This window comes from Corynebacterium afermentans subsp. afermentans (assembly GCF_030408355.1).
Classification (GTDB): domain Bacteria; phylum Actinomycetota; class Actinomycetes; order Mycobacteriales; family Mycobacteriaceae; genus Corynebacterium; species Corynebacterium afermentans.
Map to the genome: position 1 here is coordinate 1,216,249 of NZ_CP046606.1, position 21,491 is coordinate 1,237,739.

At 65.0% G+C, this 21,491-nt stretch carries 19 protein-coding genes; 5 read left to right on the forward strand and 14 right to left on the reverse strand.

Going from position 1 to position 21,491, the window contains the following annotated elements:
• Positions 1-2 precede the first annotated feature (2 nt).
• Genes pafA through dop form a run of 3 tightly spaced genes read right to left on the reverse strand, consistent with a single transcriptional unit; the run spans position 3 to position 3,097 of the window.
• Positions 3-1,370: a Pup--protein ligase gene (pafA, locus tag CAFEA_RS05795; protein WP_143313144.1), complete on the reverse strand. Its 1,368-nt coding sequence runs from the start codon at positions 1,368-1,370 to the stop codon at positions 3-5.
• A gap of 28 nt (positions 1,371-1,398) precedes the next feature.
• Positions 1,399-1,587, reverse strand: coding sequence for a ubiquitin-like protein Pup (locus CAFEA_RS05800; protein WP_034999014.1), 189 nt, complete (start codon positions 1,585-1,587; stop codon positions 1,399-1,401).
• Between the two features lie 10 nt (positions 1,588-1,597).
• Positions 1,598-3,097 (reverse strand): depupylase/deamidase Dop, encoded by a 1,500-nt coding sequence (dop, locus tag CAFEA_RS05805; protein ID WP_063936703.1) that lies wholly within the window; start codon positions 3,095-3,097, stop codon positions 1,598-1,600.
• A gap of 66 nt (positions 3,098-3,163) precedes the next feature.
• Between dop and CAFEA_RS05810 the strand changes: the two genes are divergently transcribed.
• A complete protein-coding gene (locus CAFEA_RS05810; RefSeq protein WP_063936704.1) occupies positions 3,164-4,648 on the forward strand; it encodes a peptide MFS transporter in 1,485 nt (494 codons plus the stop codon).
• Between the two features lie 105 nt (positions 4,649-4,753).
• On the opposite strand, the gene pdxS is transcribed toward CAFEA_RS05810, so the two are convergent.
• Entirely contained in the window at positions 4,754-5,629 is an 876-nt protein-coding gene (gene pdxS / locus CAFEA_RS05815) for a pyridoxal 5'-phosphate synthase lyase subunit PdxS (RefSeq protein WP_063936705.1), read from the reverse strand.
• Positions 5,630-5,699: 70 nt separating this feature from the next.
• Here pdxS and pdxR point away from each other — a divergent pair, with 70 nt between their 5' ends.
• Both pdxR and CAFEA_RS05825 read left to right on the forward strand, forming a co-directional pair.
• On the forward strand, positions 5,700-7,070 hold the full coding sequence (gene pdxR, locus CAFEA_RS05820; protein WP_063936706.1) for a MocR-like pyridoxine biosynthesis transcription factor PdxR: 1,371 nt from the start codon (positions 5,700-5,702) through the stop codon (positions 7,068-7,070).
• Positions 7,071-7,089: 19 nt separating this feature from the next.
• Positions 7,090-8,112, forward strand: a complete 1,023-nt coding sequence (locus CAFEA_RS05825; protein ID WP_081634426.1) for an NAD(P)/FAD-dependent oxidoreductase — start codon at positions 7,090-7,092, stop codon at positions 8,110-8,112.
• A gap of 18 nt (positions 8,113-8,130) precedes the next feature.
• Here the strand turns inward: CAFEA_RS05825 and arc are convergent, their stop codons facing one another.
• Genes arc through CAFEA_RS05840 form a run of 3 tightly spaced genes read right to left on the reverse strand, consistent with a single transcriptional unit; the run spans position 8,131 to position 11,741 of the window.
• Positions 8,131-9,651: a proteasome ATPase gene (gene arc / locus CAFEA_RS05830; RefSeq protein ID WP_082855590.1), complete on the reverse strand. Its 1,521-nt coding sequence runs from the start codon at positions 9,649-9,651 to the stop codon at positions 8,131-8,133.
• Positions 9,652-9,680: 29 nt separating this feature from the next.
• A complete protein-coding gene (locus CAFEA_RS05835; RefSeq protein WP_063936707.1) occupies positions 9,681-10,514 on the reverse strand; it encodes a tRNA (adenine-N1)-methyltransferase in 834 nt (277 codons plus the stop codon).
• 15 nt (positions 10,515-10,529) lie between these two features.
• Complete coding sequence (locus CAFEA_RS05840) at positions 10,530-11,741, reverse strand: M18 family aminopeptidase (protein ID WP_063936708.1); 1,212 nt, start codon at positions 11,739-11,741, stop codon at positions 10,530-10,532.
• A 26-nt stretch (positions 11,742-11,767) separates the two neighbouring features.
• Between CAFEA_RS05840 and CAFEA_RS05845 the strand changes: the two genes are divergently transcribed.
• Complete coding sequence (locus CAFEA_RS05845; RefSeq protein WP_063936902.1) at positions 11,768-12,628, forward strand: RecB family exonuclease; 861 nt, start codon at positions 11,768-11,770, stop codon at positions 12,626-12,628.
• On the opposite strand, the gene CAFEA_RS05850 is transcribed toward CAFEA_RS05845, so the two are convergent.
• From CAFEA_RS05850 to CAFEA_RS05880, 7 genes are all read right to left on the reverse strand, one after another.
• Positions 12,625-14,292, reverse strand: coding sequence for a formate--tetrahydrofolate ligase (locus CAFEA_RS05850; protein WP_063936709.1), 1,668 nt, complete (start codon positions 14,290-14,292; stop codon positions 12,625-12,627). The genes CAFEA_RS05845 and CAFEA_RS05850 overlap by 4 nt on opposite strands.
• A gap of 5 nt (positions 14,293-14,297) precedes the next feature.
• Complete coding sequence (locus CAFEA_RS05855; protein WP_063936710.1) at positions 14,298-15,608, reverse strand: anaerobic C4-dicarboxylate transporter; 1,311 nt, start codon at positions 15,606-15,608, stop codon at positions 14,298-14,300.
• Between the two features lie 98 nt (positions 15,609-15,706).
• Positions 15,707-17,146: an aspartate ammonia-lyase gene (aspA, locus tag CAFEA_RS05860; protein ID WP_063936903.1), complete on the reverse strand. Its 1,440-nt coding sequence runs from the start codon at positions 17,144-17,146 to the stop codon at positions 15,707-15,709.
• A gap of 54 nt (positions 17,147-17,200) precedes the next feature.
• Positions 17,201-17,869 carry an HAD family hydrolase gene (locus CAFEA_RS05865; RefSeq protein WP_286131491.1) on the reverse strand — a complete coding sequence of 223 codons (669 nt, stop codon included), beginning with the start codon at positions 17,867-17,869 and terminating at the stop codon, positions 17,201-17,203.
• Complete coding sequence (locus CAFEA_RS05870) at positions 17,862-18,260, reverse strand: hypothetical protein (protein WP_063936712.1); 399 nt, start codon at positions 18,258-18,260, stop codon at positions 17,862-17,864. The genes CAFEA_RS05865 and CAFEA_RS05870 overlap by 8 nt, the downstream gene beginning before the upstream one ends.
• Before the next feature lie 23 nt (positions 18,261-18,283).
• The gene (gene mshC / locus CAFEA_RS05875) at positions 18,284-19,498 is read right to left on the reverse strand and encodes a cysteine--1-D-myo-inosityl 2-amino-2-deoxy-alpha-D-glucopyranoside ligase (RefSeq protein ID WP_063936713.1); all 1,215 of its coding nucleotides are present in this window, start codon (positions 19,496-19,498) and stop codon (positions 18,284-18,286) included.
• Positions 19,499-19,514: 16 nt separating this feature from the next.
• Entirely contained in the window at positions 19,515-20,360 is an 846-nt protein-coding gene (locus CAFEA_RS05880) for an undecaprenyl-diphosphate phosphatase (protein ID WP_063936904.1), read from the reverse strand.
• Positions 20,361-20,430: 70 nt separating this feature from the next.
• Between CAFEA_RS05880 and CAFEA_RS05885 the strand changes: the two genes are divergently transcribed.
• On the forward strand, positions 20,431-21,483 hold the full coding sequence (locus CAFEA_RS05885) for a YncE family protein (protein ID WP_063936905.1): 1,053 nt from the start codon (positions 20,431-20,433) through the stop codon (positions 21,481-21,483).
• Positions 21,484-21,491 lie beyond the last annotated feature (8 nt).

The following is a 21,491-nucleotide window of genomic DNA, read 5'->3' on the forward strand; positions in this document are numbered from 1 at the left end:
ACCTACCCTTCTGCTGCTTCTTGCGCCCGCACCCAGCTAATCAGGTCGGCTGCGGCATCGTCCGCGTTGGCGAACGGGTCCTGCAGCTCCACGGTGCGGGGTTCCGGGCGGTTGACCTTCAAGTGCACCCAGTCGACATTATGCGCAAGGCCCCGCTCGCGCACGGCGGTGAGAAACTCACCGCGGACAGCTGCTCGCGTTGTCGCCGGCGGGTTGTCCACCGCCTGCTCGATGGCGGCATCCTCGATCCACCGCGACGCGAGCCCCTTACGCTCCAGCAGGTAGAACAGCCCGCGCTCGGGGTTGATGTCGTGGTACGTCAAATCAATCTGGGCGAGCTTTGGGTGGTCCCAGCCGCAGCCGAGCCGGTTCTTGAACTGGGTGAGCAGTTTGCGCTTGATCACCCAATCGATCTCCGTGTCCACGCCGGAGAAGTCCTGCGTGGCAATGGCATCGAGCACGCGGGCCCACAGGTCCACCACCCGCGCCATCTCCTCATTCGGCGTGCCCTCATCCGGGCGCTGCTCAAGCCAGCGCTTCGCCGCCTCGAGGGTGCGCTGCTGCACCTCGAGCGCGGTGACGGTGCCGCCCGCTGCAAGGGTGAGTTCGATAGCACCTGTGGGGTCGGCGGCGATGTCGCGGATGTGCGCAATCGGATCCGCCAGTTCCATGTCCGGCAGGTCGAAGCCGGCCTCCAGCATCTCGATAACCAGCAGCATCGAGCCGACCTTCAGGGCGAAGGTGGGCTCGGACATGTTGGAATCGCCCACGATCACGTGCATGCGGCGGTACCGGTGGGAATCACCGTGAGGTTCATCGCGAGTGTTGATGATCGGCCTGGTCCGCGTGGTGGCGGACGAAACGCCCTCCCACACCTGGTCTGCGCGCTGGGAGATGACGAACTTGTCCCCCGCGATCTTGCCCGCGCCGCAGATCAGCTGGCGAGTGATCAGAAACGGCAACAACTGTTGGCCGAAGGACTTCAGCGCGAGCTCGCGGCTGATCAGGTAGTTCTCGTGCGCACCGTAGGAGTTCCCACGCGAATCCACGTTGTTTTTGAACAGGTAGGTCGAACCTGCGAAGCCGTCGTTACGCAGCGCCTCATCGCACTGCTGCGACAACTGGTGGAAGATCCGCTCCCCCGCCTTGTCGTAGGCGAGCAGTTGGCTCAGCGAATCGCACTCCGCGGTCGCGTACTCAGGGTGCGAGCCCACATCCAGGTACAGGCGCGAAGCGTTTGAGGTGAACACGTTGGAGCTGCGGTGCTGCGCGACCACCGGGCGAAACAGGTAGCGCGCGACCTCTTCGGGCGTGAGCACCTGACGTGAGCCGTCGTAGGCGGCCACGCCGAACTCCGTTTCCACGCCCATGACTCGGCGCGGGTAGCTGGTGGTCAGCTTACTGCCCGCCCTTCTGCACAAACGACTTCACAAACTCCTCCGCGTTTGTGTCCAACAGCGCGTCAATTTCGTCGAGCAGGTCGTCGGTGCCGGAGGTGTTGATCTGGGCCTGGCCGGCCGATTCCGCGGCGACGTCCTCGCCGTGGTTGTCCCCGCCGCCGGAAGCGTGTGTCTGTTGCGTAGCCATAGATGCAACCTTAGCGTTCTGGGGGCAGCCCCAGGCCGGACAACAGCTCGCGTGTTGTCGCGGAGTTTTCGATTAACTCCCCCACGTCCGCTTTCGTGTGGCTGCCCAGCAGGTCCAGCGGTACCCGGTAGAGCTGCCCGTCCACCGTAAACAGCATGGACTGCCAGTTCGACGCCGTTAGGTCCTCGGCGAACTTCTCGCCGGCGCGTCCCCGAAAGTAGGCGCGGGTGTCCTCCGGCGGGTGCACCGCGGCACGCGCGATCTCCTCAGCGCTAACCATCGTGCGCATCGCTCCCTTGCGCACCAGCGCGTGGTACAGGGACGTCTTTGGATCGATGTCCGCGTACTGCAAATCAATCGCCTGCAGCTTCGCCTGGGTTGCGCCGCGCTGCTCAAACCTGCGCACCAGCGCCCACTTCGCCGTCCAATCCAGCCGGTCGGCGGTGGACAGCGGGTCGCGCTCGAGATCGTCGAGGACCTCGCCCCACATCTTGAGCACTTGCTTATCGACGTCACTGCGCCCCTCGCAGCCAGCCCTGTATTCACGGAGGATGGAGATCGCTGACAACCTCTGGCCGTCGACAAGCTCAAGCTCGTATTGCAGCGTGGGGTCGTGGCTGACTGCCTTGATGTCCCCCACCGGGTCTTTCAGGCGCAGGTGCGAAAAATCCACGCCAGACTCAATCGCGTCGAGCACAAGCGAGGTCATGCCGAGTTTGAGGAAGTTTGAGAACTGGCTCATGTTCGCATCGCCCACGATGACGTGCAGGCGGCGGAATTCCTCCTCGGGTGCGTGTGGCTCGTCGCGCGTGTTGACGATGCCGCGGTTGAGCGTGGTCTCCAGCGAAACTTCCTGCTCGAAGTAGTCCGCGCGCTGGGAGATTTGGAAGCCCGGCTTCTCCGACGCTTGACCGATGCCGACGCGGCCCGCACCGATGATGACCTGGCGGGCGACGAAGAACGGGATCAGCGCCTGGGTGAGGTTTTCAAAGTTGGTGTGGCGCGAATACAGGTAGTTTTCGTGGCTGCCGTAGGAGCGGCCCTTGCCGTCGACGTTATTTTTGTAGAACTTCAGCGGCGGGCACGGCTCGTGCTTGGCCAGCACGGAGACCTGCTGCTCCCACAGCTCGCGTATGCAGGCGGCGGCGTCGTTGAGGACGATGTCGCCGGCGGCATCAAAGACCATGGCGTCGAAGGCGTTCGAGCATTCCGGGCTGGAGTATTCCGGGTGCCCGTGGTCGACGTAGTAGCGCGCGCCGTTGGTGGTGACCACGTTGGCCACCCCGATCGCGTTCGCGTCCACAACCGGCACGCTTCGGTAGCGCTGCAGGTCGAAGCCGCGGGCGTCTTTCAGCGGGGCTTCTTCCGCATAGTCCCAGCGGGTGCGGGCCTGAGTGCGCAGCGCCGCGTAGGCAACCACCGCGTGCGTGGAGGTAACCAGCGGGCTGATCTGCGGATTGTCCGGGCAGGTGATGCCGTACTCCGTCTCGGTTCCCAAGTAACGCGTCATAGGTAACGAGCCTACAGGCGTGTCCGTGTTTGGAAAATAATACGATGCGACGTATTTTATTTGAGTATGACTTCCGTAACACAGCCCGGTGCGGCCGTGCCGCAGACCGAGCGCAAATTCTTTGGCCAGCCCTGGGGGCTGGCCAACCTCTTCGGCATTGAGCTGTGGGAGCGCTTCAGTTTCTACGGCATGCAGGCGCTGCTGGCCTACTACATGTACTACTCGGCAACCGAGGGTGGTCTCGGCATCGACGAGCCCACCGCGCTGAGCCTGGTTGGCGCATACGGCGGCTTCGTCTACATGATGGCGCTGCTCGCCTCCTTCGTGGGCGACCGCATCCTCGGCGCCGAGCGCACCCTGTTCTACTCGGCGATCCTGGTCATGATCGGCCACGTCGTGCTCGCCCTCGTTCCGGGCGCCACGGGACTCGCCATCGGCCTGGTGTGCATCGGCATCGGTTCCGGCGGCGTGAAGACGGCGACCCAGGTGGTGCTCGGCGACCTGTACACCCGCGAGGACCCGCGCCGCGACGCAGGCTTTTCCATCTTCTACATGTCCGTCAACATCGGCGGCCTGCTCGGCCCTTGGCTTACGGGCTTAGTGTGGGGGAAGGCTGGCTTCCAGTGGGGCTTCGGCCTGGCCGCCATCGGTATGGCTATCGGCCTGGTGCAGTACATGCTCATGCGCAAATCCACCATCGGCGCCGCCGGCTCCGAGGTGCCCAACCCGCTGCCGCGCTCGAAATGGGCACCCGTAGGTTTCGGCGCGCTTGCCGTTGCCGCGATCGTGGTCGGTCTGCTCACCACGGGCATCCTGCCGCTGGACTTGCTGAGCTGGGTTGTCTTCGCCATCGCCCTTGCTGCGACGGTCATTCTGCTGTGGGAGATGTTCGCCTCCGACAAGGTCACCGCCCACGAGAAGTCGCGCCTGACCGGCTACATCCCGCTGCTCGCCGGCTCTGTCGCGTTTTTCGCCATCTTCCAGTCGCAGTTCACTGTAGTGGCGCTGTACACGGATCAGCGAGCCAATTTGGACTTCTTCTGGACTGAACTCGAGCCCTCACAGGTGCAGTCCTTCAACCCGCTGTTCATCATCATCTTCGCCCCGATATTCGCCGCCATGTGGACGAAACTGGGCGAGCGCCAGTGGGCTTCTGCCACGAAGTTCGGCGTGGCCAACATCATCATCGGCCTGTCGCTGTTCATCTTCCTGCCGTATGTGGGCAAGGGCGGAAACTCCACCCCGCTTGCTGTACTGGTGCTGATCCTGTTCCTGTTCACCATGGGCGAGTTGCTGCTCTCCCCTGTCGGTAACTCGCTGGCCACCAAGGTCGCCCCGGTGGCGTTCAAGTCGCGCCTGTTCGCGGTGTGGCTGATGTCCGTATCCATGGGTACCGCGCTATCCGGCGTGCTTGGCTCGCTGTATAACCCAGACGACGCCACCGCGGAGCGCACCTTCTTCCTCACTCTGTCCGCGATCACCATCGCACTCGGCGTGGCGCTTATCGCCATCAGCCGTTGGGTCGTGCGCAAGTTTGGGGACGTGCGCTAGGCGGAGCTTGCGTCGCTAAGCAAAAGCTCGTTACTCGCACATCGTTTATCGCCTCTCAGAGGGCAATAACGAGGTGCAGGTAACGAGCTTTACGCGTTTCGAGGCCTACCATCCGCGCTCAGCCAGGCGGTGCGGCGCCGGGAGGTCGGCGACGTTAATGCCCACCATCGCCTCGCCCAGTCCGCGGGACGCCTCGGTCACGGCGGCGATGTCGTTCCAGTTCTGGGTCGCCTTGACCACGGCCTTGGCGCGGGCCTCCGGGTTGCCGGACTTGAAGATGCCGGAGCCGACGAACACGCCGTCAGCGCCGAGGTGCATCATCAGCGCCGCGTCGGCCGGGGTGGAAACGCCGCCGGCAACCAGCAGCGGCACCGGGAGCTTGCCGTGCACAGCCACGTAGGCCACCAGCTGGTACGGCGCCTGCAGCTCCTTCGCCGCGACGAAGAGCTCGTCGTGGTTGCTGTTCCAGATCGCCTGCAGTGACGCAATTTCACCCTTGATGGTGCGGATGTGCTTGGTGGCTTCCGAAACGTCTCCGGTGCCGGCCTCACCCTTGGAGCGGATCATCTGCGCACCCTCGTTGATGCGGCGCAGCGCCTCGCCCAGGTTGGTGGCGCCGCACACGAACGGCACCGAGAAATCCGTTTTGTCGATGTGGTTGACGTAGTCGGCCGGGCTGAGCACCTCGGATTCGTCGATGTAGTCCACGCCGAGGTGCTCGAGGATCTTCGCCTCCACCACGTGGCCGATGCGGGCCTTGGCCATCACCGGGATGTCGACGGTGTCGATGATGCCCTCGATGAGATCCGGGTCAGACATGCGGGCCACACCACCCTGGGCGCGGATATCGGCAGGCACGCGCTCCAGCGCCATGACGGCGGACGCGCCTGCATCCTCGGCGATCTTGGCCTGCTCGGGCGTGACCACGTCCATGATCACGCCGCCGATGAATTTCTGGTTCAGCTGTTCTACATCAGACATACCGCTTAGTCTGCCCCGCCAACTGGTAGATTCCAAGTGCCAGTTCTATTTAATTTCTTTGGACCAGTTGATGCTGCTGCATGTCTCCCTCGACCACCCAACGCCCATCCCCGCGCAGATCGCCGCGGGCATTCGCGACGCCGTTGCCACAGGCGCACTTTCGCCTAACGACGCCATCCCGTCCACCCGCGCGCTCGCCGAACAACTCGGCGTCTCCCGCGGCAGTGTGGTGACCGCCTACGACCAGCTCGAGGGCGAGGGCTACCTTCTGACCAGCCAGGGCGCACCGACGCGGATCCACCCAGACCTCACCGTCGTCACGCCTCTGCCCGAGCCCATCGCCGACACGCCTGCCCGCACAACCCCGAAGGCCCGAATCTCCCTAAAGCCCTCGCCCGGCAGCGCGGGCACGATCCGCCCTGCAACGTGGCGAAAGGCGTGGCGCGAGGCAGCCGCGGAACCCGGCAACACCGTGGACAAGTCCGGCGAGCCCGAGCTGCGCCACGCCGTGGCCGAGCACCTCCGCCTCGCCCGAAGCATGCGCGTGTCCCCGGACCAGATCGTGGCCACCGGCGGCTCACGCGAGGGGCTCATGTGCATCCTGACTGCTCTCGGCCCTAACCTGCGGGTCGGCGTGGAAGACCCCGGGCATCCTGGCCTGCGTCGCGTGATCCCGCTTGCCGGCCACGAGGTCGTGGAATGCGTAACTGACTCCGACGGCATGGTGGTCAACGAACTCCCCGACTCCCTCGACGCCTTGCTGGTCACCCCGTCGCACCTTTACCCTTTCGGCGGCGCTATGCCCGCCGCCCGCCGTGTGGAGTTGCTCGAGTGGGCCGCGCGCACCAGCACCGTGGTAATCGAGGACGACTTCAACACTGAACTGCGTTACCGTATCTCCCCGCAGCCTGCGCTGTCCTCGCTGGCCACCCGCGCGGACGTGCTCACCCTCGGCACGTTTTCAACGCTGCTGTCGCGAGAGCTCGCCGCGGGCTACGTCGTCGCCTCGCCAGCGACCGCCGAGGCTTTGCGCGAGGTCCGCAGCGTACTGGGCATGCCGGTCTCCTCCGTCACCCAGCGGGCCATCGCGCACTTGCTTAACGACGGCGTCGCCCGCCGCGCATCCCGCGCCGTCCACCGTGGATTAGCGCAGCGACGCGAGGTCTTGAACGAGCGACTAGTCCCACTGTTCAAGGGCGCCCGACTCGCACCCGGCGACGGCGCGGACCTCACGGTTCGTTTCGGCACCCGAGAAGAGCGGGACGAGTTTGAAACGCGTCTGCTTGAGGCCGGCATCGCGTCCGGGCACGAATCCACCTTGTGGACCAACAGCGGCGACGGTTTGGTGCTGAGCTTTGCACACCTCAGCGCCGGCGATTTCGATGTCGCTGTCGACACAGTTGCTCAGACGCTCGCTACCCTGGGCAGAGCCCAGACGTGAAGCGAAAGAGGAAACGGGTATGGACGAGACCAGCTACCTACTGAACTCACCTGCAAATGCACGGGCGCTGCGCGAGCGTCTCGTTCGTCTTGAAGGCAACGTCGCCGAGAGCAAGGAACTCGCATCCGACGCAACAAGCTTTGCGAGTCAACACTTTGACGTCGTTGTCGTCGGTGGCGGATTCGCCGGGACCGCGGCAGCGATCAATCTCGCGCGAGCGAACAGGAAGGTATGCCTCGTGGACGCGGGTACGCCTAGGAACCGCAATAGTGAGCACATGCACGGCGTGATCGGTCTCGACGCAGCGAATCCCTCCGCACTGCTTGCCCGCGGCCACGCCGAGTTCGTGTCGTACGAGGGCCTTCTCATCGATGGACGCGTAGAAGCCCTGGAGCACCTGGACACGGGTGATTGGTTGGTGAAGCTTGCGTCAGGCGAGGCATCCACGGCTTCGCAAGTGCTGGTTGCAACCGGAATCACGGATGTGCTTCCCGAAGTGCCTGGGTTGAGCGAGATGTGGGGAACCCGTGTCTTTCACTGCCCCTACTGCCACGGCTACGAAGTCAACGGCAAGAACCTCGGTGTCGTAGGAGGCAAGAACCCGGGGTTCACCACCAGGATCGCAACGCTGCTGACCAAGTGGGCCTCCAGCGTCACGCTTTACGCCAACGGGATGGACCTGAGCCCAGAACAGCGCGAACGCCTTGAACAATGCGGGGTAGCTCTCGTCGTCGATGACGTATTGCGAGTTTCACCAGCCACTGACGACGACCACGCCGTCGAGATCACCACTGGCTCAGAGTCGGTTCATTATGAAGCCTGCTTCACTGGTCCGGAGTTCAAGCCGAACGACGAACTCCTCCGGGGAGCTGGCTGCAGTGTTGCAGATGGCTGGGTCCAGGTGGAAGGAGGAAAGACCTCACAGCCTGGACTGTGGGCGGTCGGCAACGTAGTTAGCTCGCCGGATCAGGTCTCTCAAGCGCTTGGATCGGGTGCCGCCGTGGCTATCGCCATCGACCAGCATCTCTTCGACCAGAACTAGACGACGGAAAGCGATCCGCTACCCGATGACCTCCGCGGCGACGACGCGCTTGCCGTGGCGACCAGTGATCCGCGCCCACTCGTCCGGGTTGGCGGTGTTCGGCATGTCCTCGCTCTCGTCCTGCTCGGCGCGGACAGCCTGGCGCAGGTGCTCCTCGGTCAGGCCCGCGGTAGATACGCCGGAGAGGTGGTCCTTGATGGCCAGCTTCTTGGAGCGGTCCACCACGTTGGCGATCATCGCGCCGGAGACGAAGTGGTGGTAGTGCAGGGTTTCGGCGGAGCCGTCGACAAGCTCTAAGCGCACATAGGGGCGCGGGGCGAACATGGCGTCGGCGGTGGCGTCGATAAGCACCTCGCGCGGGGACGCAAGTGGAACCTCGTCGGTGATGTAGCGGGCGAGGATGTCCTTGGCTTCGTCTTTGTTGGGGCGCGAGACGCGGATTTTGATGTCCAGGCGGCCTGGGCGCAGGATGGCCGGGTCGATGAGTTCCTCGCGGTTGGTCGCGCCGATGACGATGACGTTGGCGATGTCCTCCACGCCGTCGATCTCGGTGAGCAGCTGCGGCACCACCGTGGTCTCCATGTCGGAGGACACGCCGGAGCCGCGGGTGCGGAAGATGGACTCCATCTCGTCGAAAAAGACGATCACCGGGTTGCCTCCGGCGGCCAGTTCTCGGGCGCGCTCGAAGATCAGGCGGATGCGGCGCTCGGTTTCGCCGACAAATTTGTTCAGCAGCTCAGGGCCCTTGACGTTGATAAAGTGCGCCTGTCCCCCGTCGCCGATGCGCTGCGACAGCGAATTCGCCACCGCCTTGGCGATGAGCGTCTTGCCGCAGCCGGGCGGGCCGTACAGCAAAAGCCCCTTCGGCGGGCGCAGGTCGTAGGCATGGTAAAGCTCCGGGTGGGAAAACGGCAGCTCCACGGAATCCTGGATGGTCTCGATCTGCGAGGCCAAACCGCCGATATCGGCGTAGGTGACATCCGGGACCTCGTCCAACGACAGCTGGTTGACCTCCGTTTTCGCGATGCGCTCAAACGCGTAGCCGGCGGAGGCGTTGACCAGCACCGTGTCGCCGGCGCGGGCGGATTCGCGCAGCGGCCCGGCGAGCATGACGATCGATTCGGCGCCCTGCTGGTCCGTCACAATCGCTCGGTCCGCGCCGACGCGCTCGACCATGGTGGCCAACTGACCGGTGGGGTCGAACCCGCAGGTTTCCACCACAATCGTGCCCTCGCCCAGCCGCACCAGCGTGCCGGGAACCAGCTTGGAGGGATCCACCAGCGGCGAGACCTTCAGCCGCATGCGCCGGCCGGTGGTGTGCACCTCCGCCTCCGCGTCGCGCGGGGCGGGTGCGAGGTAAATCCCGTACGTCGATGCCGGCTCGTTGAGCTCCTCGACCTTCGCGTACAGGTCATTGAGCTTGTCGCGGCTGACTTTCAGCAGCTCAGCGAGCTTCTCGTTGCGCGACCCGAGATCGCGGTTCTTGCGCTTAAGTTCGCGCAGCTCCGGTCCGAAGGCATCGTCGTGGATTTCAGGCATGCGTTCGAGCCTACATAGGAGCGGGCTGCTTATCGACGAGCTTTGCGCTGCGGCCGTGGCGGCGTCACCCCGTCGGCAAGCCTGCGGGTCCACACGAGGAATGCCGTGTGCGCGTTCATGCGGTGCTCCGGGCGCGTGGCAAGGCCATCCACCTTCCACTCACGCAGCAGAGTCTCCCACGCGCGCGGCTCGGTGAAGCACTTCGCCTCGCGGATAGCCTCCATGATGTTCATCAACTGCGGCACGGTGGCCACGTACGTCATGAACACACCACCGGGGATGAGGACGTTTTTCACCGTGTCGATGAAGTGCCACGGCTCCACCATGTCCAAGATGACGCGGTCGACCTGGCCGTCCAAGTCTTCCGGGGTGACCTCGCCGAAGTCGCCGAGGCGCGGGGTCCACCACTCGGGCTCGCCACCGAAGTAGTCGGCGACGTTGTCTTTAGCGAACGCCAGGTGGTCGTCGCGGATCTCGTAGGAGTACACGTGGCCTTCCGGGCCCACAGCGCGCAGCAGCGACATGGTTAGCGCGCCGGAGCCGGCGCCCGCCTCGAGCACGCGCGCGCCCATGAAGATGTCGCCCTCGACCAGGATCTGGGCGGCGTCCTTCGGGTAGATCACCGCGGCGCCGCGGGGCATGGACAGCACGTGGTCCACCAGCAGGTGGCGGAAGCACAGGTAGTCGGAGCCGAGCGTGGACTTCACCACGGTGCCCTCGTCGGCGCCGATGATGTCGTCGTGGCTGACTATGCCTTTGTGCGAGTGGAACTGCCCGCCCTCTTTCAGTTCGATGGTGAAGTGGCGGCGCTTCGCGTCGGTGAGCTGCACCTTGTCGCCTGGCTGGAACGGTCCCGAATACATGGCGGTAAGTATGCCTTACTGCGCCGCCGCATAAAAAGCCGTCAGCGCGCGCACGAAGTAGTCCATATCGTCCACACCGCACAGCTCTCGAGCGGAGTGCATGGACAAAAGCGGCACGCCGACGTCCACCGTGGGAAGGCCCAAGCGCGTCGCCGAAATCGGGCCGATGGTGGATCCGCACGGCACGGCGTTGTTACCCACGAACGTTTGGTGCGGCACGCCCGCCGCGCGGCAGGCCAGGATCCACTCCGTCTCCGTGGCGGCGTTGGAGGCGTAGCGCTGGTTCGCGTTGATCTTGAGCACCGGGCCCTTGTTCACCAGCGGGTGGTGGGTGGGGTCGTGCTTGCCCGGGTAGTTCGGGTGCACGGCGTGGGCCGCGTCGGCGGAGATCTGGATGGAATCCGCGATGATCTCGGCCGGGTCGCCGAAGCCTGCCGCAACCTTGGCCAGCACCCGCTCCAGCAGCGGCCCGCCGGCGCCCGCGGTGGATGCGGAACCGACCTCCTCGTGGTTGAAGGCGGCCAGCACCAGGATGTCCTCGGCGTCGTCTTTGGCTGCGAGCATTGCCTCAAGGGACGCCCACACGCTGGTCAGGTTGTCCAGGCGGCCGGCGGCCAGCAGGTCGCCTAAAACCTCGCCGCGCTGCGCGTCCGCGGTGATCAGCTCGTGTGCCACAATGTCCTCGGCGTTAAGCCCCGCAGACTTTGCCGCTAGCTCCAGCAGCGGTCGGTCCACGCCCAGGATTGGCTGGGTGTGCACCTGGCGGTCGATCTCCGGCATGTCGCCGCGGTAGAGGTGGATGGCCAGGTTGGGCACTCGCGCGACCGGGCCGGTGTTGACCAGGTGCTCGGTGCGGTCCGCGGTGACCACACGGCCCGCAAACATCAGGTCGCGGTCGAACCAGCTGGCCAGAATCGGCCCGCCGTAGACCTCCACCGCAGCCTGGTGGAAGCCCTCGCGCACCACGTCAGGGTCCGGCTTGGCCATCAGTCCCGGCGAATCTGTGTGGGAGCCGACCACCCTGAACCGTGGGCGGGCTTTTTCGGGCACCCACCAGGCGACCACAGCGCCGTCGCGCTCAATGAGGTGGCCGCCGGGGGCGTGTGCGCCGTCGTCAAGCGAAATGCTCCGTGTAAACCCCGCGGCCTGAAGCCTTTCGGCGACGGCCGCGCTCGCATGGAACGCGGAGGGGCTTTGGGCGATGAAATCGATGAACGGCTGTGTCATGGCTCCACTCTATGATGTTGGGCACCATGTCTGATGCCAGCACTCCCCCACGCCCAATTGCCATCTCACCGTCGCGCGCCTCCGACTACAAACGCTGCCCGCTGCAGTACAGGCTGCGCGCCATTGACAAGATCCCGGAACCGTCCACGGAGGCGCAGGTCAAAGGCACACTGGTGCACGCCGTGCTGGAAGAAATGTTCGCCTGGCCCCGCGAGGAACGCACGTACCCGGCGGCGGTCAAACGGCTCAAGCCGAACTGGGAGAAGATGCGCGAAGCCGACCCCGCTTGCGCCGAGCCGGTCGCGGACGAGTACCAGTTGCTTGTCGACGCCCGCACGTTGCTGCGCGGCTACTTCACCATGGAAAACCCCTTGGGTTTCGACGCGCAAGCCCAAGAGTTGCCGGTGGACTTCACGCTGCCCAACGGGGTACCGGTGCGCGGGTTCATCGACCGTGTGGACATTGCTCCCACCGGCGAGGTGCGCGTGGTCGACTACAAAACCGGCAAAAAACCGCTGCCCCGCTACTCCCAGGACGCGCAGTTCCAGATGCGCTTCTACGCGCTGGTGTACTGGCGCATGTTCGGGGTGGTGCCCACGCAGCTGAAGCTGATGTATCTGAAGGTGATGGACTCGATGATCCTCGCCCCGTCACGCGAGGAACTGGAGTACTTCGAACGAGACCTAGCGGAGCTGTGGTTCAAGATCGAGGCCGACGGCAAGGCCGGCACGTTCCGCCCGCAGCAGTCTAAGCTGTGCGGATGGTGCGCCTTCCAGCACCTGTGCCCGGTCTTCGGCGGCACTCCCCCTGAATACCCCGGGTGGCCGGGGTCGCGGGCGGAGGCGCTTAGCGACGGCGCCGCGCCCGGGGATGGGACTGAGGCCTAGAACAGGCCGGAAACCACGCCGTCGGCGTCGACATCGATGTTGTTGGCGGCCGGCTGCTTGGGCAGGCCCGGCATGGTCATCACGTCGCCGGTGAGCACGAGCACGAAACCGGCGCCGGTGCGCGGAACGATGTTGCGCACGTGCAGCGTGTGGCCCTCCGGTGCGCCGAGCTGTGTCGGGTCGTCCGAGAAGGAGTACTGCGTCTTGGAGATGCACACCGGCAGGTTGTCAAAGCCGTTGTCCTTGAGGGTCTGCAGGTCCTTCCGCGCTGCGGCGGAGTACTGCACATCGGCGGCGCGGTAGATCTCCTTCGCGATGGTCTCGATGGACGCCTCCACACCTTCGGCGGGGTCGTAGAGCGGGTGCGAAGTGCCCTCGGTGAGGTTGTCCAGCAGGGTCTGCGCAAGCTCGAGCGCGCCGTCGCCGCCCTTCGCCCACACATCCGCCTCAGCCAGCGCGATGTCCTTGGCCTGCGCCCAGTTCTTCAGGAATTCGAGCTCGGCCTCGGAATCCGTGGCGAAGCGGTTGAGCGCAACCACAGGGGTCACACCGAACTTGCGAACGTTTTCCACGTGGCGCTCAAGGTTGACAATTCCTTCCTCCAGAGCGCCGACGTTCTCCGCCGACAGGTCCGCCTTGGCCACGCCCGCGTTGTATTTGATGGAGCGGATCGTGGCCACAATGACGGCACCGGCGACATCGAGGTCCCCGTAGCGCGCCTTAATGTCGAAGAACTTCTCCGCGCCCAGGTCGGAGCCGAAGCCGGCCTCCGTGAGCACGATGTCCGCGTACTGCTGGGCGGTGCGGGTGGCGATCAGGGTGTTGCAGCCGTGGGCGATGTTGGCAAACGGGCCGCCGTGGATGAACGCCGGCGTCCCGCCGAGAGTCTGCACCAGGTTCGGGTTGACCGCATCCTTGAGCAGCGCGGCCATCGCGCCCTGGGCACCGAGGTCGCCGGCTGTGATCGGCTTCTTATCGTAGGTCAGCCCGATGGTGATGTTGGCCAGGCGCTGCTTCAGATCCTCCAGGTCCGTGGCCAGACCCAGAATCGCCATGATCTCGGAGGCGGCGGTGATGGTGAAGCCGGTCTCCGCCGGCACGCCGTGGGCCGGCCCGCCCAGGCCGGTGACGACGTTGCGCAGCGCGCGGTCGTTGACATCCACACAGCGCTGCCAGGTCACACGGCGCGGATCGATGCCCAGCGCATTGCCCTGGTGGATGTGGTTGTCAATGAGCGCGGCCAGCGTGTTGTTGGCACTGGTGATCGCGTGGAAATCGCCGGTGAAGTGCAGGTTGATCTGTTCCATCGGGACCACCTGGGAGTAACCGCCGCCGGCGGCGCCGCCCTTGATGCCCATCACGGGGCCGAGCGACGGCTCACGCAGGGCCACCATGGCGTTCTTGCCCAGCTTCGCCAGCGCGTCCGTCAGACCGATCAGCGTAGTGGACTTGCCCTCGCCCGCAGGGGTTGGCGAAACACCGGTGACCACGACGAGCTTGCCGGGGGCGTTCCCCGGGCTCTGGGTGATGTCCACCTTGGCCATGTGCTTGCCGTACGGGATCAGCGCATCGTCGGACACCCCAGCCTTCTCAGCGATCTCCGCAATCGGAGCGAGTGTGTGGGCCTGAGCAATTTCGACGTCAGTCAACGGTTGTGCAGTCATGCACCTCACACTACAACGGCACCAATGGCATAACCCAGAATTACGCTGACAAAGATGCACACCACACCCGGAACAAGGAACGGGTGGTTAAACACGTATTTACCGATGCGGGTGGAGCCGGTGTCGTCCATCTCCACCGCGGCGAGCAACGTCGGGTACGTCGGCAGCACGAACAGCGCCGAGACTGCGGGGAAGGCGGCCAGCGCAGTCAGCGGGCTCACCCCAATCGCAAGCGCCGCCGGAATGAGCGCCTTCGCCGTCGCCGCCTGGGAGTACAGCAGCGATGCGGCGACAAAGAGCACGACCGCGAGCAGCCACGGCTGTGCGGTGAGCACGTCGCCGGCGATGTTTTGGATGTCCTCGATGTAGTAGTTGATAAACGTCGTGCCCAGCCAGGCCACACCGAGCACGCACACGCAGGCGGACATGCCGGAACGGAATACCTGCGTGTTCAGGATCTCCGCTGCCGTCGTGCGGGTGACCAGGACGATGGTTGCCGCGGCTCCGAGCATGATGGCCATGATCGCCTCGTTGCGCGGGATGGTCGGGTTGGCAATGAGCCCCACCTGATCAGAGATCAGCGTGGCGTAGACCATCACAACCACAATTGCGGCGAGGAAGATGCCCACCGAAGCCTTTGCTCCCTGGGGCGGGACGTAGTGCTCGCGCGATGCCGGCTGCGCAACGAGGCCTTCGGACACCCGCTTGCGGTAGACCGGATCATCCTCGAGATCCGCGCCCGATGTGTTGGCGATCCAGGCCATGGGGAAAATTGCCAAGAACGTCGCGGGGATCATCACCGCCAGCAGCTGGAGGTAGCCCACGCCGAGCGGCTCGAGCGCCGAGGCCATGAACACCACCGCGGCGGAAATCGGCGAGGCGACGATAGCCATCTGCGAGGCGATCACGGCCGCCGACAGCGGACGCGAGGGCCGCACCTTGCCTTCCTTGGCCACCTCCACGATGACGGGCATGGTGGAAAAGGCGGTGTGGCCGGTGCCGGCGAGCACCGTCATCAGCCACGTGACAATTGGGGCGTAGACCGTGATGCGCTTCGGGTTGCGGCGCAGGAAACGCTCTGCCAAATCCACCAGGTAGTCCATGCCGCCGGCGAGCTGCATCGCGGAGATAGCGGCGATAACGCACATGATGATGCCGATGACATCGAACGGGATAGCCTCCGCGCTGACTGGCATCCCGGTGGCGCCCAGCAGCAGCACGCCGAGCCCGCCGGCGAAGCCGATGGCGATAGATCCCATCCGCGCTCCCACCACAATCGCTCCGAGGAGGATGATGATGTGGACGGCAAGTAACACGACGGGCTCCTTCAGACAGTTATTAGGTCATCCCATTATCTGTCCGGAGGAGCCCGAAACGGAAATGCAGCCGATGTGATGTTGGCTACGCGGCTCGGCTACCCTTCCAAGCTCGGCTCGTCGTCGACGTAGAGCTTGCCCCGGTACTCGGGGTGCATGAGGTTTTCCTTGCTCAGCAGCTTCTTCAGGTCCTCTTCCTCGATGAGGCCCTTCTCCAGTACGAGGTCGTAGACACTCTTGCCGGTTTCCGCTGCCTCGCGGCCGATGAGGTCGCCGTTGTGGTGGCCGATCACCGGGTTGAGGTAGGTGATAATCCCGATGGAGTTGGTCACGTACGCCTCGCACACATCCTGGTTGGCAGTGATGCCGGTGACGCACTTCTCGCGCAGGGTCTTCGCTGCATTGGCGAGCAGGCGGATGGACTCGAACAGGGATTGACCGATGACTGGCTCCATCACGTTGAGCTGGAGCTGCCCCGCCTCGGAGGCCATGGAGATGGTCACGTCGTTGCCGAAGACCTTGAAGCAGACCTGGTTGACCACTTCGGGGATCACCGGGTTGACCTTCGCCGGCATGATCGACGAACCCGCCTGCCTCTCCGGCAGGTTGATTTCGTTCAGACCGGCGCGCGGGCCGGACGACAGCAGGCGCAGGTCGTTGCAGATCTTCGACAGCTTCATCGCTGCGCGCTTGATAGCGCTGTGCATCATCACGTAACCGCCGGTGTCGGAGGTCGCCTCGATCAGGTCCGGCGACGCCTGGATGTCCAGACCGGTGACCTCGCGCAGCGCGGAGACCACCTGGTCACGGTAGCCGCTCGGGGTGTTGATGCCGGTGCCGATGGCGGTCGCGCCCAGGTTGACCTCCAGCAGCGAGTCGGCTGCGCCGCTGATGGTGCGCTGCTCCTCGGCGAGGTTGGCGCCGAAAGCGGTGAATTCCTGACCCAGTGTCATCGGGACGGCGTCTTGCAGCTGGGTGCGGCCCATCTTGATGATGTCGGCGAACTCGTCGCCCTTCGCACGCAGAGCCTTCTGCAGCTCCTCGAGCTCCTCCAACAGCCCCTGCACCGCGTAGTACACGCCGAGGCGGAAACCGGTCGGGTACGCGTCGTTAGTGGACTGCGACATGTTGACGTCGTCGTTCGGGTTGATCACCGAATAGTCGCCCTTATCGCGGCCGATCAACTCGAGCGCGAGGTTGGCCACCACTTCGTTGGTGTTCATATTCAGTGACGTGCCCGCGCCGCCCTGGAAAACGTCGATCGGGAACTGGTCCATGCACACGCCCTCGTCCAGGATCTTGTCGCAGGCCGCCATGATTGCCTCGGATTTGTCCTTCGGCAGGGCGTGCAGGCGGCGGTTAGCCATCGCGGTGGCTTTCTTCACCTGCACCATGCCGCGAATGAACTCCGGCACGTCGTTGACGGTGCTCCCGGAGATCTGGAAATTGTCCCTGGCGCGCTGGGCGTGGATGCCGTAGTAAACGTCTGCGGGGACCTCGGCGGTGCCGAGGAGGTCTTCTTCAGTACGAGTGCTCATGAGCGCCACTATACGTAGCAAGAAGCTTCTCGACGGGCGCTGCGTACCCCCGTTTTATGCCTGTCGAGCTGCAGAAAACCAATCGTCCACGTCACTCGCGCCCGAGCCGACGAAGTTGTCCGGGGCGAACTTCAGCACACCGGCAGGAACATCATCGGCTAGGCCCAGCACCGCACATTTGGCGGCGGCTGCGGCGGACATGCCGTGCCAGGAGTCCTCCACCACGAGACACTCCCCCGGCGCCGCGCCCACGCGCCGGGCGGCCTCGAGGTACATGTCCGGCGCCGGTTTCGCGTGTGCCACTTCGTCGCCGGTGATGGTGCCTGCAAACAAGTCGCGACCGATCGCGTCGATGCACGGATCAGCCAGCACCCGCTCCGTGTTTGTGCACACGAACATCGGCGTGCCCCGCCGCGCGAGCGACTCGAGCACTCCTCCGATGCCGGGGTTGAGCTCGATGCCGGTGGCGAACAGCTCGCGCATACGGTCGAACATCCAGGTGCGGTAGCGCTCCAGGTCGCCGTCTCGAAGCTCGTAGCCCGCCCACTCGGCCACCACGTTCAAGGTGTTGGGGAAGCTGCCGCCGATGGTCTTTGCGCGCACCTCGGGGGTGAGCGGGCGTCCCAGTAGTTCGCCGAGCTCGTAGGTGGCCGTGCCCCACAGCGGTTCCGTGTCGATGAGTGTGCCGTCCATGTCCCACAGGACGGCGGCCGGGCTACTCAAGTTCCGGCAGCTCGTTGAGAGCCTCGTCCGTGGCACCGGTGGCGGCTGCTGCACGGAACACCAGGGTCTCGATGTCGGCCTTCTCCTCCGGCTCGAGCACCGCGTTGGCGTGCTTCTCGTTGAACTCCCCGAGGTTGTCGTAGAACGGCGCAACGACCTTGACCAGCGCGTCGCCCTCAGGGTCGTCGCCGAGCAAGTCGAGTGCGTCCAGGAACGCCTCCAGGAGCTTTTTCAGATCCGGCAGCACTGCCGGGTCGAAGGGTTCTTCCCACAGGTCTTTGTCCTCATCCTGGAGGTAGGAGCCGGTGGCGAAGGTGGTTAGGTCGTCGATGAATTCGTCTACCTCGGGCTGAAACTGGGCCCGAATCGAGTTGTCCGCAGCTGCGCTCATGCGCCCATTGTGCGCGAGGCGAGCTAAATGCGCACGCCGAGCAGCCCGTCGAGGGCGGTGGCGATGATCTGGTTGCAGTCGCCGGCCGCGCCGTCGAGAAGCGAAAGTGCCTCCGGGGTGTTGAGATCGTCGGCGAGAATCGCGCGAAGCTTATCGACGACTTCCGTTGCCTCCGCCGCACTGACCTCCTCCGAGAGCTGCTCGCGCCAACGCGCAAGTCGCTCCTCTGCCTCGGCGAGGATCGCGTCGGAGAAGTCCCGGTCCTCGCGGTAGTGCCCCGAAAAGACGGCCAGGCGGATCGCCGACGGGTCGTGGCCCGCCTCCGAGAGCTTGTGCACGAACACGAGGTTGCCCAGGGACTTGGACATCTTCACCCCGTCGAGCGCGATCATGCCGGCGTGGACGTAGTGGCCCGCCATGCGGTCCACCTCCAGCGCCGCCTCGGCGTGCGCCGCGGAGAATTCGTGGTGCGGAAACGCCAGGTCGGATCCGCCGCCCTGGATGGAGAAGTGCCCGCCCAGACGGTTGGTCGCAATCGCGGAGCACTCCACGTGCCAGCCCGGCCGGCCCGGCCCGAACGGCGAATCCCAGGCGGGCTCGCCCTCGCGGTGGCCGCGCCATACCAGCGCGTCCAACGGGTCGCGCTTGCCTTCGCGGTCGGGGTCGCCGCCACGTTCAGCGAAGTACTCCTCCATAGTCGCGCGGTCCAGGTTGGACTCGTAGCCGAACTGCTTGGTGGCCTCGATGGAGGCGTAGATGTCGCCGTGGTCGAGCTCGTAGGCGGCGCCGGCGTCGAGAAGCTGCTGGACCATCGCGATCACCTCGTCGACTGACTCCATCGCGCCGATGTAGTCGCGCGGCGGGATCACGGACAGGATCTCCATGTCGCTGCGGAACAGGTCGATCTGGCTGGTGCCGAGTTCGCGCCAGTCCACACCGTCGCGTTCAGCGCGCTCGAACAGCGGATCGTCCACGTCGGTGATGTTTTGCACGTAGTGGACCTTGTGGCCGTTGGCCATGAGTTGACGCTGCGCCAGATCGAAAGTGAGGTAGGTTGCGGCGTGGCCGAGGTGGGTGGAGTCGTACGGCGTGATGCCGCAGACGTACATCCCCACCTCCCCGTTCGCGTCCGGGGTGGTGTCTACTTCCTTGACGCGCTGATCGGCTGTGTCGTAGAGCTTCAGGGCCACCGGGGTGCCGGCGACTGCGGGTACGGACGGGTCGGGCCAAGCATGCATGCGCACAACCCTACAACTACGCGCCCATCACGCCAGTGCCGAGCAGAGCCATGACAAGAAGGCCCAGCGGAATGCGGTAGGCGGCGAACCACGCGAACGAGTGGTTGGACACGAACTTCAGCAGCCACGCGATCGAGATGTAGCCGACCACGAAGCCGATGCCGGAGCCGACGAGCAGCTGCAGGCCGCTCGCCGCCTGACCCGCCTGAGGGTCGAAGGCGTCCGGCAGGGAAAACAGTCCGGAAGCCAGCACGGCGGGGATGGCCAGCAGGAAGGAAAAGCGGGTGGCAACCTCGCGGTCGAGGTTGAGGAAGAGGCCACCGGAGATGGTGCCGCCGGAACGCGACACACCCGGGATGAGCGCCAGGCACTGCCACAGACCCATCACAACCGCGTCCTTCATGGTCAGGTCCTCGAACCCGCGGGTTTTCTTGCCGCGGCGCTCGGCCAGGATGAATACCAACGAGAACAGGATCAGCACGGTGGCGGTGATCCACAGGTTGCGGAAGTTCTCGCGGATTACGTCTTTGAGCAGCACGCCAGCGATGCCGACCGGGATGGTGCCGGCGATGACCATCCATCCCATGCGGTAGTCGAAATTCCTCTTGGACTTGTCCGCCAGGCCAGCGAACCAGGCGGTGAGGATGCGCCAGATGTCTTTGGCAAAAAACACCAGCACAGCCAGCTCAGTGCCCAGCTGGATCACGGCGGTGAAGCTGGCGCCGGCGTCTTCGCCCCAAAACAGCTGGGAGACGATGCGCAGGTGGCCCGAGGAAGATACTGGCAGAAACTCGGTGAGGCCCTGGACGATGGACAGGACGATCACCTGGACCCAGGACATTGTGGTGGCGGGATCAGTCATGGCGAAAGACACTACCCCGCCCGCTTAGCCATCGCGGTACGCGACGGGCGCGTTGCTAGGCTTTGACCTTGTGAATGCTCGTTTGTTTGCCCCCAGTTCCCGCCTCCGCTTTGCCGCAGTTTCCGGTGCCGTCGCGGCAGCCTTGGCCTTGAGCGCCTGCGGCGCGTCCCCTTCGGCCAAGATCGAGGAAGCTGGCGGTGAAGCCGCTGCGAACATGGGCAGCGCCGAGCCTGTGCAATCCCCGCAATCTTCGGGCCCGGCGGGCACCGTGGTCGGCTTCGAGCCTGTAAGCGATGTGGACGAGACGAACGGCCGCATCGGCGTTCGCACGGACAACGCGCTGACCATCGGCACGCTGGAAGAGATCCAGCAGGGCAAGGCCGCCCGCCACGAGCTGGATGCCTCCTGCGGAGAGGCTTCTGCCAACGCCGGCACCTTCGCGCTTGCCTGCGCAGGCGAGATCAAGCTTTTCGGCGACCGGGAGGAGACTATTGCCACGGAGAAGCCGGTCACGGTGGCCACGGTGGCGTCGACAGGCGAGGTGCTCGCAGGCAGCGACACTGAGCGCAAGGTGTGGGTCTTCGACGGCGACGAGCTGAAGGACACCATCGATGTCGCGCGCGAGACCGACCAGCTTGAGGCGGTGCAAGTGGACGGCCAGCGCGACTCCGTGGTGCGCACCAACCGCTTCGACACCACCATTCAGGACATCGACTGGAACGGCTCGCGCCAAGGCGGCACCCTGCGCGTGGGCCTAGGCGTGAGCAAGGTGCGCGGCGGCGAGCACGGCCTGGTGCTGGCCGCGGACTCCAACGGCAACCAGATCCACGTCTACACCACCGACGACATCATCCGCCTCCAGCAATCCGCACCGGTGCCGGAGGCTCCCTGGGACGCCGCGTGGGACCCAGCGCAGCGCCTCGCGTGGGTCAGCTCGCTTGCCAGCAACACGGCCACCGGTTACGACATCTCCCAAGGCGTTCCGGTGAAACGCAAGCACTTCGCCACCGTCGCCGATGCCCAGAGCATCATTACGCTTGACGACGGCACCGTGGTCGCCGCCTCCGCATCCGGCGACGGCATCCAGATCGTCTCCCCCGCCGACCAGACAGAGAGCAAATAGGAGATACC

Bases quoted from the DNA above. Each gene is read 5' to 3' on its own strand.
- pafA (WP_143313144.1), bottom strand. From the start codon at position 1,370: ATGGGCGTGGAAACGGAGTTCGGCGTGGCCGCCTACGACGGCTCACGT.
- CAFEA_RS05800 (WP_034999014.1), bottom strand. From the start codon at position 1,587: ATGGCTACGCAACAGACACACGCTTCCGGCGGCGGGGACAACCACGGC.
- dop (WP_063936703.1), bottom strand. From the start codon at position 3,097: ATGACGCGTTACTTGGGAACCGAGACGGAGTACGGCATCACCTGCCCG.
- CAFEA_RS05810 (WP_063936704.1), top strand. From the start codon at position 3,164: ATGACTTCCGTAACACAGCCCGGTGCGGCCGTGCCGCAGACCGAGCGC.
- pdxS (WP_063936705.1), bottom strand. From the start codon at position 5,629: ATGTCTGATGTAGAACAGCTGAACCAGAAATTCATCGGCGGCGTGATC.
- pdxR (WP_063936706.1), top strand. From the start codon at position 5,700: ATGCTGCTGCATGTCTCCCTCGACCACCCAACGCCCATCCCCGCGCAG.
- CAFEA_RS05825 (WP_081634426.1), top strand. From the start codon at position 7,090: ATGGACGAGACCAGCTACCTACTGAACTCACCTGCAAATGCACGGGCG.
- arc (WP_082855590.1), bottom strand. From the start codon at position 9,651: ATGCCTGAAATCCACGACGATGCCTTCGGACCGGAGCTGCGCGAACTT.
- CAFEA_RS05835 (WP_063936707.1), bottom strand. From the start codon at position 10,514: ATGTATTCGGGACCGTTCCAGCCAGGCGACAAGGTGCAGCTCACCGAC.
- CAFEA_RS05840 (WP_063936708.1), bottom strand. From the start codon at position 11,741: ATGACACAGCCGTTCATCGATTTCATCGCCCAAAGCCCCTCCGCGTTC.
- CAFEA_RS05845 (WP_063936902.1), top strand. From the start codon at position 11,768: ATGTCTGATGCCAGCACTCCCCCACGCCCAATTGCCATCTCACCGTCG.
- CAFEA_RS05850 (WP_063936709.1), bottom strand. From the start codon at position 14,292: ATGACTGCACAACCGTTGACTGACGTCGAAATTGCTCAGGCCCACACA.
- aspA (WP_063936903.1), bottom strand. From the start codon at position 17,146: ATGAGCACTCGTACTGAAGAAGACCTCCTCGGCACCGCCGAGGTCCCC.
- CAFEA_RS05870 (WP_063936712.1), bottom strand. From the start codon at position 18,260: ATGAGCGCAGCTGCGGACAACTCGATTCGGGCCCAGTTTCAGCCCGAG.
- mshC (WP_063936713.1), bottom strand. From the start codon at position 19,498: ATGCATGCTTGGCCCGACCCGTCCGTACCCGCAGTCGCCGGCACCCCG.
- CAFEA_RS05880 (WP_063936904.1), bottom strand. From the start codon at position 20,360: ATGACTGATCCCGCCACCACAATGTCCTGGGTCCAGGTGATCGTCCTG.